The 20,906-nt window shown below is 37.5% G+C and carries 17 protein-coding genes and 1 tRNA gene; 6 read left to right on the plus strand and 12 right to left on the minus strand.

Features of this window, described 5'->3' with window-relative positions:
- Window positions 1-203: 203 nt before the first annotated feature.
- Window positions 204-277 (plus strand) — tRNA-Pro (locus ACHCNF_RS09975).
- A gap of 112 nt (window positions 278-389) precedes the next feature.
- On the opposite strand, the gene ACHCNF_RS09980 is transcribed toward ACHCNF_RS09975, so the two are convergent.
- Both ACHCNF_RS09980 and ACHCNF_RS09985 read right to left on the minus strand, forming a co-directional pair.
- The gene (locus ACHCNF_RS09980; protein ID WP_408069656.1) at window positions 390-1,592 is read right to left on the minus strand and encodes a tyrosine-type recombinase/integrase; all 1,203 of its coding nucleotides are present in this window, start codon (window positions 1,590-1,592) and stop codon (window positions 390-392) included.
- Window positions 1,593-1,594: 2 nt separating this feature from the next.
- Window positions 1,595-1,807: a helix-turn-helix domain-containing protein gene (locus ACHCNF_RS09985; protein WP_408069657.1), complete on the minus strand. Its 213-nt coding sequence runs from the start codon at window positions 1,805-1,807 to the stop codon at window positions 1,595-1,597.
- 204 nt (window positions 1,808-2,011) lie between these two features.
- Here ACHCNF_RS09985 and ACHCNF_RS09990 point away from each other — a divergent pair, with 204 nt between their 5' ends.
- A complete protein-coding gene (locus ACHCNF_RS09990) occupies window positions 2,012-2,632 on the plus strand; it encodes a helix-turn-helix domain-containing protein (protein ID WP_408069658.1) in 621 nt (206 codons plus the stop codon).
- Between the two features lie 295 nt (window positions 2,633-2,927).
- Here the strand turns inward: ACHCNF_RS09990 and ACHCNF_RS09995 are convergent, their stop codons facing one another.
- The 3 genes from ACHCNF_RS09995 to ACHCNF_RS10005 form a co-directional block, all read right to left on the minus strand.
- Window positions 2,928-3,473 carry a hypothetical protein gene (locus ACHCNF_RS09995; RefSeq protein WP_408069659.1) on the minus strand — a complete coding sequence of 182 codons (546 nt, stop codon included), beginning with the start codon at window positions 3,471-3,473 and terminating at the stop codon, window positions 2,928-2,930.
- A gap of 141 nt (window positions 3,474-3,614) precedes the next feature.
- The gene (locus ACHCNF_RS10000; RefSeq protein WP_408069660.1) at window positions 3,615-4,769 is read right to left on the minus strand and encodes an AAA family ATPase; all 1,155 of its coding nucleotides are present in this window, start codon (window positions 4,767-4,769) and stop codon (window positions 3,615-3,617) included.
- Between the two features lie 262 nt (window positions 4,770-5,031).
- Window positions 5,032-6,102, minus strand: a complete 1,071-nt coding sequence (locus tag ACHCNF_RS10005) for a PPC domain-containing protein (protein WP_408069661.1) — start codon at window positions 6,100-6,102, stop codon at window positions 5,032-5,034.
- 1,097 nt (window positions 6,103-7,199) lie between these two features.
- Between ACHCNF_RS10005 and ACHCNF_RS10010 the strand changes: the two genes are divergently transcribed.
- Both ACHCNF_RS10010 and ACHCNF_RS10015 read left to right on the plus strand, forming a co-directional pair.
- Window positions 7,200-8,657: a transposase gene (locus ACHCNF_RS10010; protein ID WP_408069662.1), complete on the plus strand. Its 1,458-nt coding sequence runs from the start codon at window positions 7,200-7,202 to the stop codon at window positions 8,655-8,657.
- A gap of 537 nt (window positions 8,658-9,194) precedes the next feature.
- On the plus strand, window positions 9,195-9,704 hold the full coding sequence (locus ACHCNF_RS10015) for an IS66 family transposase (protein ID WP_408069663.1): 510 nt from the start codon (window positions 9,195-9,197) through the stop codon (window positions 9,702-9,704).
- Between the two features lie 259 nt (window positions 9,705-9,963).
- Here the strand turns inward: ACHCNF_RS10015 and ACHCNF_RS10020 are convergent, their stop codons facing one another.
- The 4 genes from ACHCNF_RS10020 to ACHCNF_RS10035 all read right to left on the minus strand — a co-directional run bounded on the left by ACHCNF_RS10020 (window position 9,964) and on the right by ACHCNF_RS10035 (window position 15,596).
- Window positions 9,964-11,085, minus strand: coding sequence for a hypothetical protein (locus ACHCNF_RS10020; RefSeq protein ID WP_408069664.1), 1,122 nt, complete (start codon window positions 11,083-11,085; stop codon window positions 9,964-9,966).
- An 80-nt stretch (window positions 11,086-11,165) separates the two neighbouring features.
- On the minus strand, window positions 11,166-12,131 hold the full coding sequence (locus ACHCNF_RS10025; protein ID WP_408069665.1) for a hypothetical protein: 966 nt from the start codon (window positions 12,129-12,131) through the stop codon (window positions 11,166-11,168).
- 101 nt (window positions 12,132-12,232) lie between these two features.
- Window positions 12,233-14,827, minus strand: a complete 2,595-nt coding sequence (locus ACHCNF_RS10030) for an RNA polymerase sigma factor (RefSeq protein WP_408069666.1) — start codon at window positions 14,825-14,827, stop codon at window positions 12,233-12,235.
- Window positions 14,828-14,993: 166 nt separating this feature from the next.
- Window positions 14,994-15,596: an MFS transporter gene (locus ACHCNF_RS10035; RefSeq protein ID WP_408069667.1), complete on the minus strand. Its 603-nt coding sequence runs from the start codon at window positions 15,594-15,596 to the stop codon at window positions 14,994-14,996.
- A gap of 236 nt (window positions 15,597-15,832) precedes the next feature.
- On the opposite strand from ACHCNF_RS10035, the gene ACHCNF_RS10040 reads away from it, so the two are divergent.
- The gene (locus ACHCNF_RS10040; RefSeq protein WP_408069668.1) at window positions 15,833-17,485 is read left to right on the plus strand and encodes an RNA-binding domain-containing protein; all 1,653 of its coding nucleotides are present in this window, start codon (window positions 15,833-15,835) and stop codon (window positions 17,483-17,485) included.
- Window positions 17,486-17,592: 107 nt separating this feature from the next.
- Here ACHCNF_RS10040 and ACHCNF_RS10045 read toward each other — a convergent pair whose 3' ends face one another.
- Complete coding sequence (locus ACHCNF_RS10045) at window positions 17,593-18,036, minus strand: plasmid mobilization protein (RefSeq protein ID WP_408069669.1); 444 nt, start codon at window positions 18,034-18,036, stop codon at window positions 17,593-17,595.
- Window positions 18,037-18,180: 144 nt separating this feature from the next.
- On the minus strand, window positions 18,181-18,948 hold the full coding sequence (locus ACHCNF_RS10050; RefSeq protein ID WP_408069670.1) for a helix-turn-helix domain-containing protein: 768 nt from the start codon (window positions 18,946-18,948) through the stop codon (window positions 18,181-18,183).
- Between the two features lie 441 nt (window positions 18,949-19,389).
- On the opposite strand from ACHCNF_RS10050, the gene ACHCNF_RS10055 reads away from it, so the two are divergent.
- Entirely contained in the window at window positions 19,390-19,845 is a 456-nt protein-coding gene (locus ACHCNF_RS10055) for a GNAT family N-acetyltransferase (RefSeq protein WP_408069671.1), read from the plus strand.
- A gap of 122 nt (window positions 19,846-19,967) precedes the next feature.
- Here ACHCNF_RS10055 and ACHCNF_RS10060 read toward each other — a convergent pair whose 3' ends face one another.
- Window positions 19,968-20,900, minus strand: coding sequence for a DUF1848 domain-containing protein (locus ACHCNF_RS10060; protein ID WP_408069672.1), 933 nt, complete (start codon window positions 20,898-20,900; stop codon window positions 19,968-19,970).
- Window positions 20,901-20,906 lie beyond the last annotated feature (6 nt).

The following is a 20,906-nucleotide window of genomic DNA, read 5'->3' on the forward strand; positions in this document are numbered from 1 at the left end:
GCCAATTCATAGGGCAAATAGCTAAATATCAATATTTGGCACACCGCCCTATTGACAAACGCCTATAATTAATTGTAATATCATGTGTGCTGCGAAAGTTTTTCTCTTTTGTAACACATATCGGGGTGTGGCTCAGTTTGGTAGAGCGCTACGTTCGGGACGTTGCGCTAGAAACTGATTTTCCGACTCATTATTTTTTACCACGGGGTGTGGCTCAGCTTGGTAGAGCGCGTCGTTCGGGACGACGAGGCCGCAGGTTCGAATCCTGTCACCCCGATTCTTTTATGCCTTTTGTCTAACAAATGTCTAACAATTTTCGTTTATTATCAAATTAATTCCCCTGAATCGGAATAAGCCTTGTAAATCTTCCTATTTTTATATGTACTTTTTTATTCTAAGAAATCATCCAGATCTATCAGATCATCCATCGTATCCATACATGATAGTTTTGATTCTTTATCTTTAACCTTTGCATATATCCTCAGTGTTGTATCTACGTCTTTATGCCCTACAAATGACTGAATTCTCTTTATATCCATCCCATCATGAACTAATAGTGATACACAAGACTTTCTTAACCCGTGTAAAGTTACTCCTTGAGGTAGTTCCGGTATAGATTTCAGCACCTTTCTGAATTCCTTTGACGGATAGTCAGGATAGTATAGTGTTCCATCCTCATGCTTAAAGATGTAGTCGCTTTCATAATATCCATTGCCACAGAGTTTACGATTGTTTTCCTCCTCAGCTTTTATTTTTTGCAATATTGCAATTTGTTGATGCTTCAGAGGATAGGTTCTTCTGCTTGATGCTGTCTTTGTAGCATTTATACGATTGACGGTTAGTCCTCTGGTCACAGTATGATTTATTACTAGTTTTTTTCTCTTTAAATCCACTGCCGACCAACGAAGACCTAACACTTCTTCACGTCTAAGACCTAATACAACAGTGAAGTAAAACAGATTACGTAGTTTATGCCCCTTAGTCTTCTTCAGAAACAACTGCACTTCGTCATAAGAAAAGAAATCATCATCATCATTTTTAGACTTTGCGTGTTTATCAGATAATTTCTTATTTATTTTAGCTTTCTCAGCTGGATTCCAAGCAATTAGTCCATCATTTACCGCTTGATCAAGAATACTTGTCAGAAATACCTTTGTATCCTTGACCGTCCTTGGTTGCATATTATCTTCCGTAAATAGCGCATCCAGGAACACCTCAACTGATTCCTTTTTTACGTCCTTTACTTTTATAGAACCCATATGCCGCTTTATACGGTTCGCTCTATAGACGTATGCAGAGAATGTCGTATCTGCAATATCTCGTTCCTTTTGGCTCAAATAGATATCTATGTAATCTGAAAGAATAATATTCTTGTCAACATAACGGACAGACTTAGAAGATGCCTGCTTCAACCGTGCTTCTGATGCTATTTTGACATTTTCAGGAGTATCAGCAAGTCCTGTTGACTGCCAGATTCTGTCATATTTTGTAACACCGGCATCTATTCTCTTTTGGCAGGTTACAATATACAGACTTCCATGCTTGCCATAAATACCTTCAGCCCTGCGCCCATCCTTCCTTGGTCTGGCCATTATTAATCCTCCTTGTCCATAAAGTCTTTATCTGGATACATAAATTCCAACAGATAAAGCTTAGGTATGCGGTATTTACCAGCTATTCTAAGGGAACGAATCTTACCTTCAGCCAAGTAGTGATATACTGTGTTTCGCCCAGTTTGTAATATTTTCTGAACATCTTCAGGAAGAAGAATATCGCCATACTCTGCTAAAGCATTATTATTTTCCATATGCGCCTCCTTTGTGCTATAACCAAGTACATATTTGTGCTATAAATACCATATCATTTTACTGTGCGTTAAGCAAGCACTATTTTGTACTTGTTAATACCATTCTTATAACGCACCTTTTTGTACTTTTCGCATGCACAATTCTTGTGATATCATTGAATTACAAGCTACACACATTTGATTATTTATGGAGATATTTTATTTATGAGAATAATACACAATCCGCTTGGACCTAATGAAGCAGATTTTTATGAAAAACGCGTTGCAGAAAGACTGGGAAAGCGCATCAGAAGGATAAGAGAATCACAAAATATGACACAAGCCTCACTAGGATCATTAGTAGATTTAACTGGCGATAGAATACAAAAATATGAAAATGGCGTCCGTAAACCCAAAATAGATATGCTAAAGAAAATTGCATATGCTTTAGACGTGGAACCCACTGCGCTTCTTGATCCCGACATTGAAACTTATTTTGGTGTAATGCGAGCCCTTTTTGAGATGGAAAGAGATTTCAATTTACAAATACAAAATGAAGATGGCAAAATAACTCTTTCTTTTGAAGATGATGCCCTACATGACATGAACGAATATCTCAAAGAGTGGGATAAAGAAAAGCAAAAAATCCAGGCAGCTCTTAACGCAGCTAAATCCGAAGATGAACGCGCAACTATATTACATACCTATGATCTATGGAAATGGAATTTCCCTAAAGACATAGCAAAAGAGACAGATGATCTTTTGCGTGAACGGAAAAAGGAAAAAATCAAAAAAAAGATGGAAGAGCTGCAACAAGAATTATCAGATCTGGATTCAGAGTACTAATAAGGCGGTGTGAAAAATGAGAAATCATTTTTTCCAGCTCCCTTTTATTGCTATTTTTTATGCGAGACTATTCATTTTATGGAAAAAAGTGTATAATACCTCTTTCCCCAAGAACTACAAGCTTTTTATGTTTAGGCCGCTTCTTGGAGACGCATCTTTTTATTGTGATATTTATATAAGTTGTAACCTATAGAAACTAAAAGAACCTCAAGTTTTACAGATTCTATTAAGCAAAAAGAGAAAAGATACAGCTCTTCCCTTTTTGTCTTATTAGCTTTGGGAAGAGCTGTTGCTATTATTTCTTCTGCCTTATACTGTTTACAGTAGATGGGCTGAAGTGCTTGTTAAAGACTCCGGCAATGACATCTTCAATGTCATCCTCATTCTGGGCAACCTTTTCGAGAACTGTTTCAAGGGCTGCAGCTATCACTGCTTTTTCTGAGACTTTGTCCTCTCCCCTGTCTTCTGATTCCAGGATTGAATCCTGAGCCCAGTCGATAAGTTCTCTTGGACCACATACACCGCCCGTAATGTCCTTTTCGCGGCAGTACTGATGAATATCAACGACACATTTTGCCATTTTTTTGAGAAGAGCTGTGTTGTCGAATCCCGTCTGTGCCTTTGTTCGCGTAAAAAGTTCGTCCTCAGTCGGTTCCGGTATCTGCTTTATAAGATTGATCCTTGAGTAAACAGCTTCCTGAAGGTCGTTACAATCCTCATACTCCCTGTTTACCGTAAATGCAATCACGCAATCTGGATGTCTTGTGATAACTTCTCCTGTTGGAAGCTTGATAAAACTGTCCTTGCCGCCTCCTGCAAGAAGCGGATTTAGTGCCTCCATGACAGATGAACGTTTAATAATATTTGCCTCCTGAATCTCGCAGAAGCCTCCGTTCTTGATCGCCTGGATGAGCTCTGACTCTACATATACGAAGTCATTTTCCTCATCGGCGTTCTTTTCAAGAAGTCTTTTTGTAATTTCCTAGTAGCAGTCAGATTCCGAATCGAGTTTCCCCGGTTCCTTGCCAAAGAGCTTCATAAATGATGCCTTGAAATCATTCTCAACATCACTGAATGTAGGGATATCAAGACTCTTGCAAGCCTCGTCTGAATTTCCTGTCTTACCCTTACCTGTATTTGGTATAAGCTGCCCCAAGATGTCAAACTTATCATCATCAGGACTGCAGGTCTGAGTGTAATAGGGAAGCCCGAGCATTTCTGCAATTGCCTGTGAGCCTTCTGTCTTACCGGTTCCGGATGGTCCATACAAAAGAATATTTCTTATGGATTTCCTGAAACGGTTCGATGCAGCAATCCTCTTGGCAGTTTTCATGCTCCATTCAGGTACAACGTACCAGTCTCCAAGGTTAGGGACTCTTGCTTCTTCCTCTGCTGAAAGAACGCGCCCCTCATCAAGCGGAAACATGTCACGCAGCGTCGATGTCGAAACAGTTGAACTGATCTCTTCATCAAAATCCTCAGAAGTAGTCGGTGCTGTCCTGTTGAATATCTTTGCTTCACCACAGAAGACTCTGCTGACCTTGACTGCATCAATATCAGCCTGGGATAGCTTTTTTGGCTCCTGCTCATATCTGACAGGAGATGTGGACTTCTCATCCTTAAGCCTGTAGTACATATTGTTTGAAAGACCGCACATGCTCTTTGAGTAATTTTCATCAGAAACATCATAGTTTTTCAGAATGTCTATAAAGCTCATGGCTTCAGAGTCCTTTGCAATCTCGGGAAACATCGCCATAGCAAACATGGTTCCCTTATGCCCGTCTACATATTGGCTAAGGAGCCCGGTTTCAGATATGATTCCTGCCTTAAACTGGAACTGACCGTCCTTTATCTGACCAATACAGATCTGGGTCTCATCCTTGTCAGCTCTTTTATACTCTGCAACATACTCGTTTTTCGCAGTTTTGCCAACGAACAGGTGCATTGTACTTATGCTGCCAAGATAGTTTGCAATTGCTTCTGCCAGATAGGTGTCTGTACTGTATTCCTTCATTCTCGAAGGCGCTGTTGTACAATAAGTGGTGCTCACCTCTGAAAGAGGATAGCTCTTTGATAGAGTTTCAAGCTCCGGTACAAAATCTCCGTTAAAATTAAATGAAATAAGTTTCTTTGCCATTTGTGATTTCTCCTTTTCTTATACTTGATTTAAGTTAAGTGCTTTATATGATCAGGCTTTGCCTGTTTCATAAGTTAGATATATATAAAAAGAGCCATAGCTCTTCTTGTTTTTAAGAGCAATGACTCTTTGCAAATAATAAAAGCCCTGGAAAAATCCAAGGCTCTACGAACAACAATAAATGAAATAATAACTACTAACAACAGATAAAATATACCATTATTTAAGGGCTTTGTAAACAATTAGCGTCATTATAGTTTTTTTATTTAACCTTTACGGTCTTTACTTTACTCCATGCACCTACAGCACCTTTGCTGTCGATACCTCGAATTCTAATATAAACCTTACCTTTTTTATTGTTCTTTACAGTAAGACTCTTTTTCTTGCCGCTTACTGTCTTTACAACAAGATTCTTAGTGAATTTTTTGTCTGTTGCAAGCTGGATCTCGTACTTCTTAGCATCCTTCTGCTTCTTCCATTTTACAGTGATCTTCTTTTTCTTTACTGAAACATTCTCAAAGGATACTTTCTTCAAAGTCTTTGATTTCTCAACATAAGAAGTCCAGCTAAGAGTATAGAGTCCGTCTGAATATCCTTTTTCTACTCTGATATAGTAAGTTCCTGCTGAAAGCTTCTTTTCTATCTTCTCAGTCTTGGGTTCCTCTTTGCTTCCATAAGGTTCATTTTTCTCAAGTTCGTTGTACTCGCTGTCAAGCAAAGCAAAGGTTCCCTTAAGCATAGCATTATAATTGATTCTTACATTAGTATCAGACGGAATGCTGAACTGATAGAAGTCACGTGTATCATCTTCGCAAATAAAGCCTGTCACAGTCTGCTTTTCAGCAAGAGTCATTGCTTTTGAGAAATCATTGTTTGGCTCTGTCTCGTTATTTCCTGCTGCTTCAAAGCTTGCCTTAAGTTTATATGCTCCCTTATCTTCATTTGTAACAGGCAAAATCTGTATCATATATGTACCTGCAACCAACGCAGCGGTTCCTGATTTGTCAAGGACAGAAGCGCCTATGCTAAAGGAATCTGGATACTTATTATCCAGATCATCGGCAGGACAAATGTTAACCCAACTGGAATTAAGTCCCTTGTTACCACCTTCAGAGTGAATCGTAACCTTAAGAAATCCGGTAGCCGGTACTGAAACTCTGTATAGATCATAATTCTCACTATCAGTAATTGTTCCATCAACAAATGCACCATTTGCAGTAAGATTCACTACAGAAACTGCAGCACTTGCTCTCATCGGAGCCTCAAACTGGCAGATTCCCATAACAAGGGTAAATGCCAAAAGAAAAGATACAATTCTTTTTGTTAATTTCATTTTTAAATTCCCTCCTAAAACACTTATATAGTATTTTGAATTATATTTCAGAAATCCGCACTATCTGCAGATTTCATGAGAACATAAATAGTAAAACCACCAGGTTCTTCGATTTTAGTCACCTTAGGTCAGCTTATTTCTTAGACTTCATGGATGCCACCTTGCTCCATGCTGAGTAAACCTTAACACCTGCGCTATTTGCGTAGGTTCTTATTCTTACGAAGACTTTCTTTCTACGCATTTTCTTAGGAAAAGAAATTGTCTTTGATTTCCCTCCATCATGTTTTAATCACAATGCTTATTCTATCACATATTTCCGCATTAACAAGCACTTCGCCGGGTTAAGATGCATTAACAATGCTGTAAGCTGTATCATGGCAATTTCTTTATAATTTGAATGTCGTATTTTCTTCATAATGAGATCAAATTCATCTTCGTATTCCTTACTGATATCTCCTTTATATAATTCTGCGTATCTTCTGGCTTCATGGATTTATATCCTTCCGTAAAGAAAGTAATTACTCCATTATAAAATTCAGCGAGAAAACCCCTTCCGGTGAAGTCGGTTGTGGGATGAATCGCCTTTACACGAACGGTTGTTCGTGATAGAATAACTTAATCGGAACCTTGAAAACTGTATATATGGGGTTGCACCACGAATCTAACAAGCCAAGAACCTGTGGTGTGTAAAATGTACAAGGTGTTAGTTCCCACGCGCCACAAGCGCATCAAATAACATTTTCAAGTATGCCGAAGGGTTTTGCCCAACGGAGTAGTGGCACTGTGAACGTGCCTTACTATACCGCAAGGTATTGTTGAAACCATTCCAATGTCATCGGTGGTGGTAGTTCATAGTAGTGTCTATACAACTATATCTATATATGACAAAAGGGGCTGTGAAATAATCAGCTCATGAAAAAAAGAGAAGTAATAGCTGGAAACAGCCGATTACTTCTCTTTTTTCATGGTAAAATATTACCATGATCAATCAAACCAATTCTTATAATACACTAAATCAGGGCGTTTTACCATTTTTTATTTCAGATTGCTTGGATATCTGTGATCCGGTTTTTACTTTTGACGAACTCGTGGGAGGTATGAATCTTGAGAAGTATCTGAAAAATGTGCCAGAGCATAAGCTTGGCAGAATCAGATATAATCCAGTCAAAATGTTGAAAACCGTACTATTCGGTTTTATGAGTGAAGGATATATTTCACTAAGAGGACTTCAAGAAAACTGTAGGGTTAACATTCGATTTATGTATCTTATGGACAGGGAAACTCCTTCTTACAGAACCTTCAGCTATTTCATAAACGATGTGTTAAAGGATTCAATAGAGGATATTTTCAATGATATTAATCAGGAAATATTCAGCAGGCATAAAGTTGACCTGAATCATCTTTATATTGATGGTTCGAAGTTTGAAGCTAATGCTAACAAATATACTTGGGTATGGAAGAAGGCCACGGAAAAATCCCGTTACCGTCTTTTTGAAAAGATTACTGAATTACTGCAAGAAATCAACAGCGATCTTCAGTGGAGCGGAATCAAGATTGAGACTAATACAGAGTACATGCCTGAATATATGCGCCAGATAACAGAACGGTTTTCTGAGATATGGAAGCTTGATACTTCAACTTTTGTTTCAGGAAAAGGACATAGGAAAACCGTCCAGCAGAGACAGTACGAAAAGCTTGTAGAGTACACAACAAAGCTCAATGAATATGTCACAAAAATCAGCATCTGCGGAGAAAACAGGAACAGCTATTCAAAGACAGATCCTTCCGCTACATTCATGAGAATAAAGACAGACTACATGGGAAACGACCAGCTTCTTCCCGCATACAACGTTCAGATTGGTGTAGCTGATGAATACATAGCAGTTGTTGATGTTAATCAATACAGATCTGACATGGACTGCTTCATACCGTTGATGAATAAGTATTATGAAACATATGGCTTTTATCCAAAATATCCTGTGGCTGATGCTAGATATGGCTCGTTCAATAATTATATCTTTTGCGAGCAAAAAGGCATGGAAAAGTACATGAAGTTCACAATGTTTAAAAAGGAGACGACCGATAAGAAATATCACAACGATCCATTCAGAGCTGTTAATTTTGAGATCGGTGATGATGTGAAAATGCGTTGTCCTAATGGGAAGAGCTTCAACTTTCTATACAGGCAGCATGTAAAAGGAAACCAGTATGGCCGGCAAGAAGAAGTCTATCAGTGTGAAGACTGCAGTGGTTGTCCCTATGCATCGAAGTGTAAGAAAACAGATAAAAACAAGACCGTAAGAATAAACGAAGAACTGACCGCTATGCATCAGGAGGTTATAAATAATCTTGAAAGCATCCAGGGAGCACTCCTTAGAATGAACAGATCCATTCAAGCGGAAGGTACTTTCGGAATCATAAAAAATGATCGTTGGTATAAAAGAATAGTCCGAAAAGGAATAGAATCCGTAAAACTTGAGGTTCTTTTGGTTTCAATAGGTCATAACTTATATAAATATCACAATAAAAAGATGCGTCTCCAAGAAGCTGCCTAATCAAAAAAGTTTGTAGTTTTTGGGGAAAGGGGCATTAAACTCTATTTTTGCCAGAAACAGCATACCTAACAAAAAAATGATATAAAAAGGGAGCTGGAAAAAATGATTATCTCATTTTTTCACAGCCCCTTCTATGTTGTGCTCGATATTCTCTTTTATGTAAAGTACACGCATTTGCTGAAAAAGAAAGCTAAATGATCAGCTCCATGGCAATACTATAGTTCATCCCGACATATAGGCGTTTTCAACTAATCTTCATGTCTTTTTTCTTCCTGTCTTTAAGAGTAAGCGCGAAATAATTTGGCGGATTTCGCATACCGCATATAAATCTCATAATGAGTATGACTAAATCACTACATTTTATGGTGCTTAATGAAAGTAATGAAACACTAAACACTTCATTTCATTGGGCATCGGAAAGGATGAATATGCCATACTCAATAAGACGTAACCCTGAAGAATGGATGAAGCTGGTCCTCGAATACCGTAAAAGTGGCATATCTGACCGTCAATGGTGTATCGCTAATGATATCAGCTATGGAGAAAAAGATCCATGAGAAAAAGGGCGTTACTTTTGATGCAGTCAGGGAATACCGTCTTGAAAAAGAGGTTCCTGTGCTTGAAGGATTCTGGAAGTGGCTTGATGCGCAACACGCAGCCAAAGGAACCAGAATGTATAAAGCACTTACTTATATCCAGAACAGAAGGCCATTCCTCGATACATACCTCGAAGACGGCGGTTGCAGTTTCAATAACAACACAAGTGAAAGGAGCTGCAAAGCTTTTGTCATCGGACGTAAGAACTTCCTTTTTGCTGATACGCCTGACGGAGCCACTGCAAGTGCACTTGTTTACTCGCTGGTTGAAATAGCCAAGGCAAATGGAGCTGATGTTTATTACTACCTCAAATATCTGCTCACAAAGACTCCGACGAATCTGACCAGCGATGAAGAACTTGAAAAACTGTGTCCATGGGATCCTGAGTGTAAGGACGCTTTGGAACAGCTCCATCATGCAGATCAGAAAACAATCTTCGATGCGATGTGATCTAAATCATATGTGAATTGTCAAGGTGTTCCAGTCTCACAAGAGGCTGGGGTATATTTTATGGGCAAAAGCCCTTGTACCTGTTAACATGCATTGCGGGATAGCGCAACCCGCTGAATTATTTTGCGCTTACGATATATGGTAATAATTTATCCTAAAATTCGTTATCCAATTTTATATATAATTGTGATTGGATGAGATTGTTGCATAAAAAATCCGGAAACCTACGAGATTTCCGGATTTTGATAGTTTATTTCATTTACTTTATTTTTGCACTCTTTGCCTTTGACCAATCTGAATAGAATCTTGAATTATTGTTTTCAACGTAGGTTCTGATTCTGAAATAGTATCTCTTATGTCTCTTAAGTTTACTGATAGTAATTTTTCTCTTATTGTTACCTGCATCCTGTGTCTTTTCAATCTTGAAGGTTTTTGATTTTACATTCTTCTTGAAGTTTTTATCTGTAGAATACTCAATCTGGTATCCATTTACACCATCTACTGCCTTAAAAGTTACCTCTGCTTTCTTCTTTTTAGGTGACTTAACCTTGGTTACCTTTGTCTTTTCGATTGAAGCACCTTTTATTGAGAAAGAATATTTTACGTTTGAACCTACAATTTTTAGATAATATACGCCGGAATTTAAATAAACTTCACCTGTCCTATCAGCGCCAGAGATATCCAATTTTTTTTCCGTTAAGTCGTTGTTAAAAATATGAGCTTCATAAATGCGGCTATAAGTAACCGCAGTATTACTATAGGCTGTTAAATTAAGAACATATTTGCTTTCCTTTGAAACATTAAACTTATACCAATCCTCGTTATCTGTTGAAGTAAGTGAATCTGTCACAGTAGTATTTATTTCATATCCTTTAGGGTTTTCATAACTGTCTACTGTGTTTTCTGATACTCCATATCCCTTAAATGACAATTTAAATTTGTACTTATTTTCAGCTTCCTGATCATAACCCAAATATTTACTAACTATTACATAATAAGTTCCGGCAGATAATGACCTGGTATCTGTTCCATCGACTACTGAGTCTCTGCTATAATCGCCTATCCAGTTAAATCCCTGAAAATCACTATTCAATACACTAACAGTTATTCCTCCGGAAGATTTATAAATAGTTGCATGAAGTGTTAAGTCACCATCTTCCGGTATAGTAAACTTATAATACTGGTTACCACCTTTGTACTCAGCCCACTCTGTAAATTCATAATTAGCGGGTATCTCAACAGCCTTATCTGATGATTCCCCTCCGACTATAGCCTTTGCTATAATCTTTCCCTTAGGAGCAACTGTACTGAATGCTGCAACAGACATTGAAAGTGCAAGGAGCAGCGCTCCAGCCTTCTTTAATATAACATTTTTCTTCATCTTATTTTCCCTCTTTTCCTCAAAAATTTCATACAACTTCATCATTGTAGCACAATGAAGTCGCTAGTAAAATGTGTATCTCATTGATAGTCAGCATCATTCCTACCAATTTTCTCAACTTCATCCATATTAATACCTTCAATAACAGTTATCTCGTTCATAACTTTCTGCATATATTCCTGTGCTGCTATGGTTGCTTCTTCAACATCGTTTAAAGTATTTATTGTAATAGCTCCCTGTATTCCTGTTATGTTATAGACATCACCATCCCTGTCAGGCAGCAAAACTGTGAATTCCAAACACGTATATGTTCCATGTTCCTTAAGTTCTCTTTTATCAAGATATTCAAAAACATAAGTAACACCATCCCTGGTAACTACATTTGTTAGTTCTTTTTTGTAATGTCCTTGTATTCCGTATAAAGTTAAAATCTCATCTGTTGAGAATTCCTCTAATGGTTTGTCATAATCATTAGAAATTTCATATCCCCCATCATGCCTGCAATCTATTTTTATTTCTTTTATTCCATCCATATTGGACTGCCATGTTACATCTTTGTATTTTACAGATTTAAATCCTGATATTACATCCTCTCTTGATTTCCTGGAATGATATACTTCTCCTTGAGCTTCCGTGTATTCAACAAATTTATTAGGAATAGGAACAATTAATCCATATCCAATTCCATCACTCTCTCTGGATCCTATATGCATATCTGTTGTTTCCAGTAGCCATTCAGGATGAGGATCAACAGCCTGTGCTGCTTCATCCGCCTCTTTTTGGGCACGCTTTTTCATATCTGCTTCATATTCTGCCTGAATCGCATTTCGAAGCTCATACACCTCATCCTCACGTCCATCAGCTCTTGCCTCATTGATAATGGGATTATCCTCTACAAGTAAAGCGTTACTCTTTTGTGAACATCCAGTAAGAGTGGTCATAAATAATGCTGTTGTCATCATCACCGTTATCATTTTCATTGATAATCTTTTTGTGTCCTTGATAACCCACTCCCATGTTTTTTCATCAAAATATTTTTCTGCCATTTCTTTTTCCTCCATAATGATTTTTTTGTTGTTATATCTATAAGTACCAACCATTTTGGATTCGGTTTTATAATTTTGAAAAAATTTTTTTAATTTTTAAATTAATCAAGAATCTGCCATTCAACACTTTTACCATTTTTGATATCTTCAGTAAGATCTTCAGCATTTTCTACATCATGCCTTTTACCCTCAGCATCTATAAAACTTTTATCCCATCCACTATTCTCAACACCTCCATCTCCATATATATCTATATATCCATACTCATTGAGATTAATAATGTTTCTGGTCCATGCCACATCAGAGTAAACTGTCTGCAAAGTACCATTAATATTTTTTATTATTAAATATTCTTCCCAGCTTTCCAGTGGTTCTTCAGAGGGAGTGTGTATTACAACTGCCAGTTCTTTATCGCCATCATTACCACAATCTATATAAGCATATTCTATCTTTTCAAGAGATACTCTATCCGTCATCCAATCTTCTTTATAGAATGCAATTAACGTATCTACAATTTCTTCAAGAGTATAATCCTGCTTTGTAAAATTCTTAAAAGAAAAATAATAACCAAGGTCATTTTCTGTGTTAATGTGTACGCTTTCTTCATTATGAAGGAATTTTTCATACAAAGTTGTATCCATTTCCGTATTGCTACCAAATGCTTTAATATCAGTAATTATGAGTCCACCAAAAATATCAGGATTACCACCCTTAACTGCCTTAGCAGTAAATGGATAAGATTCAGCTGGTTCGCTCTCTATGCTTATTTTGTATGTACCATTCAATGTGTAGGTTCCGTCACTATTATTTACTACTTCCAGACTCCCATAATTAAAGTCTATCAACTCCATGTCTCCGGTGAAGTGGAGATCATCGTAATCCGAATCCGGTGTTACTCCGTCATCATTAAAATCATAATCACTGGGTATAGTAACTCCGAAAGCTTTCCATATATCTGTAATAAGTCCTTTCGTAAGTTTATCTGTTTTACTCCAGGGGAAAGCCTTCTCTTTGTCTGAAGTACGAATATGCATAGCAAGTGCATATAAACGGGCACATCTCACATAATCGTTATAAACTAATAGTTTGTTATAATCAAAATAAGCAATAGCATCTACTATCTGTATTTTCTCATCATCAGTTAGATTTATATCCGCATAATCGTCCTCTTCATTATTTTTCTGAGACAAATCATCACCTTCATCATTCTCAAATTCCATAATTGTAAAACCATATGTAAAATCTGTATAATATACACTATCCTGTTTATTCGGGTCATTTTTCTTATATAAGTGTGGTGAAATTTCATGCATCTCATCTTCATACACAAGTTTGCCTGGCATTCTCCCTTTAAATACTAAAGTTTTATTTTTTATAGCTTCTAAGTCACATTCACAATCCCCCTCCACACTAGGACTTGCTTCATATATTTCCACTTCCTCCCCATCTAAACTAAATCTGATAGGTTCTGAAAATCTTATTCCATATGTAGGATATCCAAAGCCTTGTCCCTCCTTTGAATATTCCTTCCTATACTCTGCTAATTCATCAGCATACTTTGGATCTTCTTCAACTTTAAATATAGTTCCCTGCACTGTTATAATATCTTCCGGCGTATAAACCTTTTCTTGTTCATCTGAATAGTCTTCCACAATTTCATTGTTTGTTTCTTCAACAGAAATCTCATCAGCAATTACATTTTTTCCATCAACTTCTGCACTAGTATCCTCTGCATTTTCCACAATCTCAGAATTATTATTCACGGCTACATAAGTTGCTACAGCACCGCCTCCTGCTCCGATAAGTACTGCGCCTGCAATTATGAGAGCCTTTATTCCCATTGAAAGTCCGGTACCTTTAGCTACTGCTGCCCCAGTTGCAATGGCTACTCCACCTACTCCTGATGCAGCACCAGCGGTTGTAGCAGCAATTGTTCCTGTTGTTGCCAGCTTCGCTGAAATACCTGCTCCAGCATTTCCAACAGTAATAGCTGTAGATGCAAGTCCAACCTCTGCGCAGCTTCCTGCATAGATGCCTCCTGCTGCCTTTGCTGAAAGCTTTGTATTTTCAGACATAAGCTTAATAGCATACCATATTGTAGGAAGGGCAACAGCATGAAGTCTTATACCATCTCTCTTTTCTGTTCCTTCTACCTTTTCCTTCAGGAATTTTCGTGCATAGTTCAGGCGGCTCTTTACAGTTCCCTCTGAGCAGTTCTGCATCTGTGCTATTTCGCCAACTAAAAATCCATCGAAATAGTATGCGATAACCGCTGCCTTCTGAACCTCAGGAAGCTCATCTATAAACTCCTGTATAATACGGCTTGTTTCCTTCTGATCTGTTGACAGCTCAGGAAGAGATGCAAGGTCATTACTTTCTAAAGTCTCGAAAATATCTTTCCCTTCCTCGTCTACGTTAGGCAGTACATCCTTTTTCTTTCTAAATAGTTTCATTCCCTGATTATGGCAGATTCCGTCCAACCATCCGAAAAGAGACTCCGCATTCTGCAGGCTCTTTATGTTCTTGTAGGCCTCAATATATACAATCTGTGTAAGATCCTGCGCATCAGCTTCATCCTTCATGTATGCCTTTGCACGAAAATAAACATGATTGTATGTAGCAGAATATACCGCATTAAAGCCCTCTTCTTTTCCCTCAGCCATCTCCTCGATGGCTCTTTTCAACTTTTCATCCATTCTCCATATCTCCATTCAATATTTTTACTATAGTTGTCGAAACCGCTCTCCTCCTTTCCCTGGTTCTACTAATAAGTACCGGGAAAAAGATCTTCGGTTTTATAATCTTGAATTATTTTTTTATTTAATAACGATTTATTTTACCATATTATCTTTCTATGTTTTTTCAGAAAACACACCTGGATATTTGCTCCTGAGCTTCGACAGATGAACATGAAAGTTTGTCCGTCTGCTCATACCTTCGCAAGAATAAACAGATGCAAAAAAAGTGTATGCAATTCTCAATCGATTGTGCGCTTGCAGCACTTGAAAGCATCTTATTCAGGCTGATGCCTGCTGTCATATGCTCTTTCCTGATCACGTTAGCAGTATATGCAGACGCTGCAGGTCGATCAAATGACTCAATCGTTGTGATAATAAGCGTTATTACCACCATTACAGCAGGACCAATATGCCCGAAAATATATAAGGCTACAAAAGCTGTGATTACAATTGCTCTCAGAAGGTTTGTTATTATCAGGACCCTTTTCTTGTCCATCTTTTCAACAATAGCACCTGCAAATGGCTGCACTACTACATTGGGAAGGAAATTAACTCCAAATACTATAGCTGACCACGCTGCACTGTGAGTAATCTGATAAACAATCCATGTGAAAGCGATTGAATCTATAGAATCCCCAAAACGATTGACCACGTTGGAAAGAATAAGCTTTCTGTAATCTGATATTCTAAATATTTGTCTGTATGATATATCTTTGTTCTGTTCCATAAAATGAAGCCCCCTGTCGTTTCTTGACTCTATTTAATTAGATCTCACATATATAATTGTATAGTTTGGAAAATCAAATATTTCTTAATAGGAAAGTTGATTTGATCGTATCCATCTTTGGAGCTTTCATTGATACCAATTATAAAATATCTAATTCGGTTCTAACTCGATTTTAACTCGACAATTAAATCCAATCGAGTTAAAATTGAGTTAAAATCGAGTTAGGAGGAATTAAAATGCGAACAATACCTCGTAAAGAGGACCTGACAACCGAATTTAAAAGCGATATAAAAGGTTATTCAGATGGCGATTTGTTGGATGAAATTGTCGGCATGACAAATACAAAGGGCGGAATATTATATCTCGGTGTTGAAGACAATGGCGATATTACAGGCGTAAACAAAAAACATAAAGACGCTATTGGAGTAACCGCGCTTATTGCAAATAATACCGTTCCTTCCGTTTCTGTCCGGGCTGAAGTCATCACAGAAGAAAACCAAGATGTACTTAAAATTGAAATTCCAATTAGCAGAACAGTAGTTTCTACCAGTTCTGGTAAGATGCTTAAACGTAGGTTAAAAGCAGATGGCTCACCTGAAGTAATACCTATGTACTCCTACGAAGTTGTAACAAGGCTCTCTGAATTAGCTCTATTAGATTTCTCAGCAGGTCCTTTAGCAGGAGCAACTTTAGATGATTTTGATCCCAATCAAAGAATTCGACTGAAAGATATCATACAGACTAAACCAGATGGTGAAAAGAAATTATTAACTTTGTCAGATGAAGAATTAGATAAAGCCTTGCATCTAACCACAGAAGTTGATGGTAAAGTTTACCCTACTGTTACCGGAATGCTTCTTTTAGGGAAAGAAAACCGAATATCCGAACTCATGCCTACAGCTAAAGCGTCATTTCAAGTGCTTGAAGGCACAAAAGTACGCGTTAACACGGAAACAACTGCACCTCTACTTGAAGTATTTGAAAAATTTGAAACATATTCCGATGCATGGAACCCCGAAAGGGAATTAGAATATGGTCTTTTCAGAGTTGCGGTCCCGGAATTTGACAAAGCAGCATTTAGAGAAGGTATGGTTAATGCATTTTGCCACAGAGACTATACCATGCTTGGATCTGTTAGAGTATTGATTGATGATGAAGGTCTGACTATTAGTAATCCTGGTGGATTCATAGACGGTGTCACACTTGATAACCTGCTTACTGTAGAACCTCATGGCAAAAATCCAGCTCTTGCTGATGCGTTAAAGCGAATAGGCTTGGCAGAGAAAACCGGTCGTGGTATAGACAGAATATATGAAGGCTCAATCATGTACGGAAGACCTTGGCCAGATTATTCTGAGACTACAAGTACAAATGTAAAACTCTTTATACAGAGAGCAAAAGCCGATAATGAATTTACTAAATTTATTGCTGATGAGCAAAATAGACTTGGTAAGCCATTATCAATATATGCACTAATGATTCTATCACTATTAAAGAATGAAAAAAGACTTACTATTGACCAAATTGCTGCTATCACACATTTAAGTGACGGAAAGCTTAGAGGCTCCATAGAGAACCTTATTGAAGAGGGATTAATAGAAGGGATAGGTACCGGTAAATCAAGAAGCTACCTACTTTCCAAAAAGGTATATAAGGAAAGTAAACATAGCATACAATATGTCAGACAGACTGGATTTGATCAGGTTGCATACCCTGAAATGATTATGAAACTTGCAAAAACACAAGATGGAATAATTACAAAACAGGATGTTTCTGAACTATTAAAGATTACCCCAGATCAAGCCTATTCAGAAATCAAAAAGCTTGTAAAAGAGGACAAACTTTATCGTATGTGTGGAGGCAAATATACCAAATATAAAGTAAAATAATAGCTTATAAACCTGCTCATTAATTTTTTCAAATGTTATGGCGGTGTGATTTTTTGATTACACCGCCTTTTTATTTCCCAAGCAAAACGATCTCCAATTGTTCAGAATTATTCTTCTATCCCAAAATCAGTTCTATTAATTTGATAATACTTAGAGTATTTCGAGATAGCCTTTCTCCAACTATCATGAGTCGCTGACTGCACATCATTTAGCAAACATATCTCATTATGAATAATATGACACATATCTTTTAATTCATTTCTAAACATTTCAGGATTAACATATCCGGTATTAGTAAGCTTAGCAATCTGGTTAATATTATCTCCAATCTTGCCCAGTTGATATTTTATTCTTGTAAGAGCATTGGTCTCATCATCAATCAAAATTCGCATTGTAACTTTTCGCTGAAAAATAGACCAACGGACAAATTCGGAAACAGACATTTCAAAATCCTCAGCAAGATCGCGCAACCTTTTCAGTTCATTTTCGCTGAGACGAACATGTAAGTATTTGTCAGTATTTCTTCTGTCTTCTTCCTTGATTTTTTTCATTTTTACTCCTTTTCCTGTGCTTGCTTTTGTATTTTTTCGCTTACCTCCGGTAAGCCAATTGCGGGTTTGGGGAGCGAAATCCCCAAGCATTTTTGCAAGATGCCTGTGATCACACAGGCGAATCTTGCTCTATTTTTTTAAACATCAATTTTCGAGAAGAAGAGACTCCAATTCATCAAAATCGTAATCTGCTCTCTGCTCAAAATTGCAAAATGAATTTTTCTTTGCAGGATCATTTTTGACAATAATCGCTCTGCCAATACGTTCCTTGCACCAAGTCTTAATAGTTTCAAAATTACAGCAACCTTTATAGCCTCTATCAGCAATTCTCTGTATCTGATAATCAACATTTGCCTTGCCAAACTCAGATACGAGATTTTCATATTCAGGATCTGTGAGTGTTTCGCCTTTACACACTCTTTGATTAATGGATATATAATTATTTGATTTATTAGTATTATATTGTGGCTGGTTTTCGGTATCCCGATTTGCGGTATCCTGATTAGCCGTATCCCGGTTTTCAGGACCCGGTGAACTGTCAGTTTTAGTCTGTGTTTCACCAACTTTGTCTTTGGCAAATTCTTTTTCTTCGTTCTCTCCATCGTGAACTGATTTGACTACCGGAGATTCATGAACCTCAAGATTTGTTGAATCAAATTTTCCTCTATCGCCTCTACTTTGTTCTCTGGTGATATATCCCTTTTCAATCAGACTATTGAGAGTCTTGGATATACGTTCCTTACCATCAGGAAGGATCTGGCAAAGTCCCCTTATAGTAAGATGCCAGTTGTCAGGAAGAGATAAAAGTGTTAGAAGCATTCCTCTTTCTGTCAGAGACAGATTTTTGTCATGCATAATTCTCTGTGAAACCAATGTGTAATTCCCCTGGGTTTTGTTTTTTAATACCGCCATGCTTTGCCTCCTCTTACTGTCTTCGGGCACAAAAAATGCCCTCCCAAATCTTTTTACAAGAAGATTTACAGAGGACTTTTGTCTAACAATTTGTCTAACAAAAATGTCTTAAAAAAATTTTATTCCGTGTTATAACGTCTTAAATGAGTTATAATCAGTAAGGAAAGCCCTGTATTTAAGCGGGTTTAACATAATACGAGAATTGTTAAAAAGCAAGTCGCTTTATTCGGGACGTAGAGGCCGCAGGTTCGAATCCTGTCACCCCGACTTTTTATTGCCCAAATTCACTATTTTTCTACCATTTTCCTTGTATTCCCCGTCACAGAAACACTTACCGCAAAATTTTTGCAATATATGAATGACATGGTCAGTATATGGATTGTGTAAAAAAGCCAGGGTGTTTTACGAGGGTCAGGGTGAAGCAAACTAAGGAAGTGACTTATGAATTACAGAATAATGACAGAAAAAGATCTAAAATATGTGGTCGAAAAGAACATCGAATACTATAACACCGTTGAAGATTGCTGTTGGACATATGAAAAAGCGTATAAAAGGATTCATCAGGTATTAACAATGGAAGATTCCATGTGCATGATCCAGCTTGATAGCAATAATATTATAACCGGCTATTTAATGGGATACTTCAAAGAATTCGATGACATAAGAGGATACTTCCTAGAAGAAATTGTTATATTTAAGGGCTTTCAAGGAAATGGTTATGGAACAGACTTTTTAAAGGTACTTGAACAAGAGGTTCAAAAGAATGGTGCTTCCATCATAGAGCTTAATAGTGTAAATGACGAGAAGCACAAGCATTTCTATTCAAAGCTTTCCTATTATGAAACAAAGAATTTTGTAATGATGGGTAAATTCTTAGAAGACCCTACCCTTGAATAAATCAATCGGTATTCTTACAATACATGAGCCTTTTTTCATAACTGTAGCGGTGTCAGCGCTATATAGCCGTATAGATTATTGTATATCCTCAGAAATTCAATAATCGTACTTAAAGTCCTTCTCTATATAAAATCAAAGCTAAGCTGCCCGTCAATCCAGCTCTTCTGCTCAGCTACATGAATTTCATCCTCGGGTCTGATGTTCCCCACAAGAAGAGGTGAATCCGGATCATGATTCGCATTATTGGCGCGGACAGTCTTTTCATCATAATTTGCATAGCAGTATCTGCACATGTGCATACAAGTATTGTACATGCCAATATCATTTCCAAGGTAGCACGCGCAGGAAGACCTGGCCTTTTTCCCTTTAGGGAAATCCATGGAAGTGTGCAGCGCCTTCTCATACATGGCCTGTGTCATGCAGCCGCTGCAATCAGCTCCGAATACCTCCAGTTCACTTCCTTCGCTGCAGGGACGAAGAACCATATTATGGTCACGGGCTATTTTTGCCATGTGCTCTCCAAGGTATAGTCTGTCCGCTTTTTCAACCACTTTCGCATCAGGAAAATTTTTCCGCACCTTCTGATAGAGATCAATAAAGCTGATGACTGCCGTATTGGTATAGCCATCAAGAGATTTCGCAATCTCTGAAAACTTCTCAATATGATATTCCTTTGTATATTTTTCATCTATAAAAATAGGATCATATCGCCATCCCATGGAGTCGATACCCGCAAACTCCGAGATTATTTTAAGGGATTCAATTACATCGCTTATCTTGGGAACATTAGGCTCTATATCCCTGTCATATCCTGTAATTGTCACATACCAGTACATTCCGTATCCCTTAAGAAGGTCCAGATACTTGATCATGGGCTTTGGATTTTTCGTGCAAAAACTGATTAAATCCACAACTGATGGATGCAGAATGTACTTGGTTACATAGGTCATATTAAAAGGATTGCGGGTATATACATAGCCTTCCTTTAGCCTGTTCGCAAACCAGTCCGCATAAAATGCCGGTATATCGGTTCTTGATCCCGTCTGAATTATCATAATGAT

Origin of the sequence: Butyrivibrio sp. NATIVEDY162 (assembly GCF_045999815.1) — a bacterium.
Lineage (GTDB): Bacteria > Bacillota > Clostridia > Lachnospirales > Lachnospiraceae > Butyrivibrio.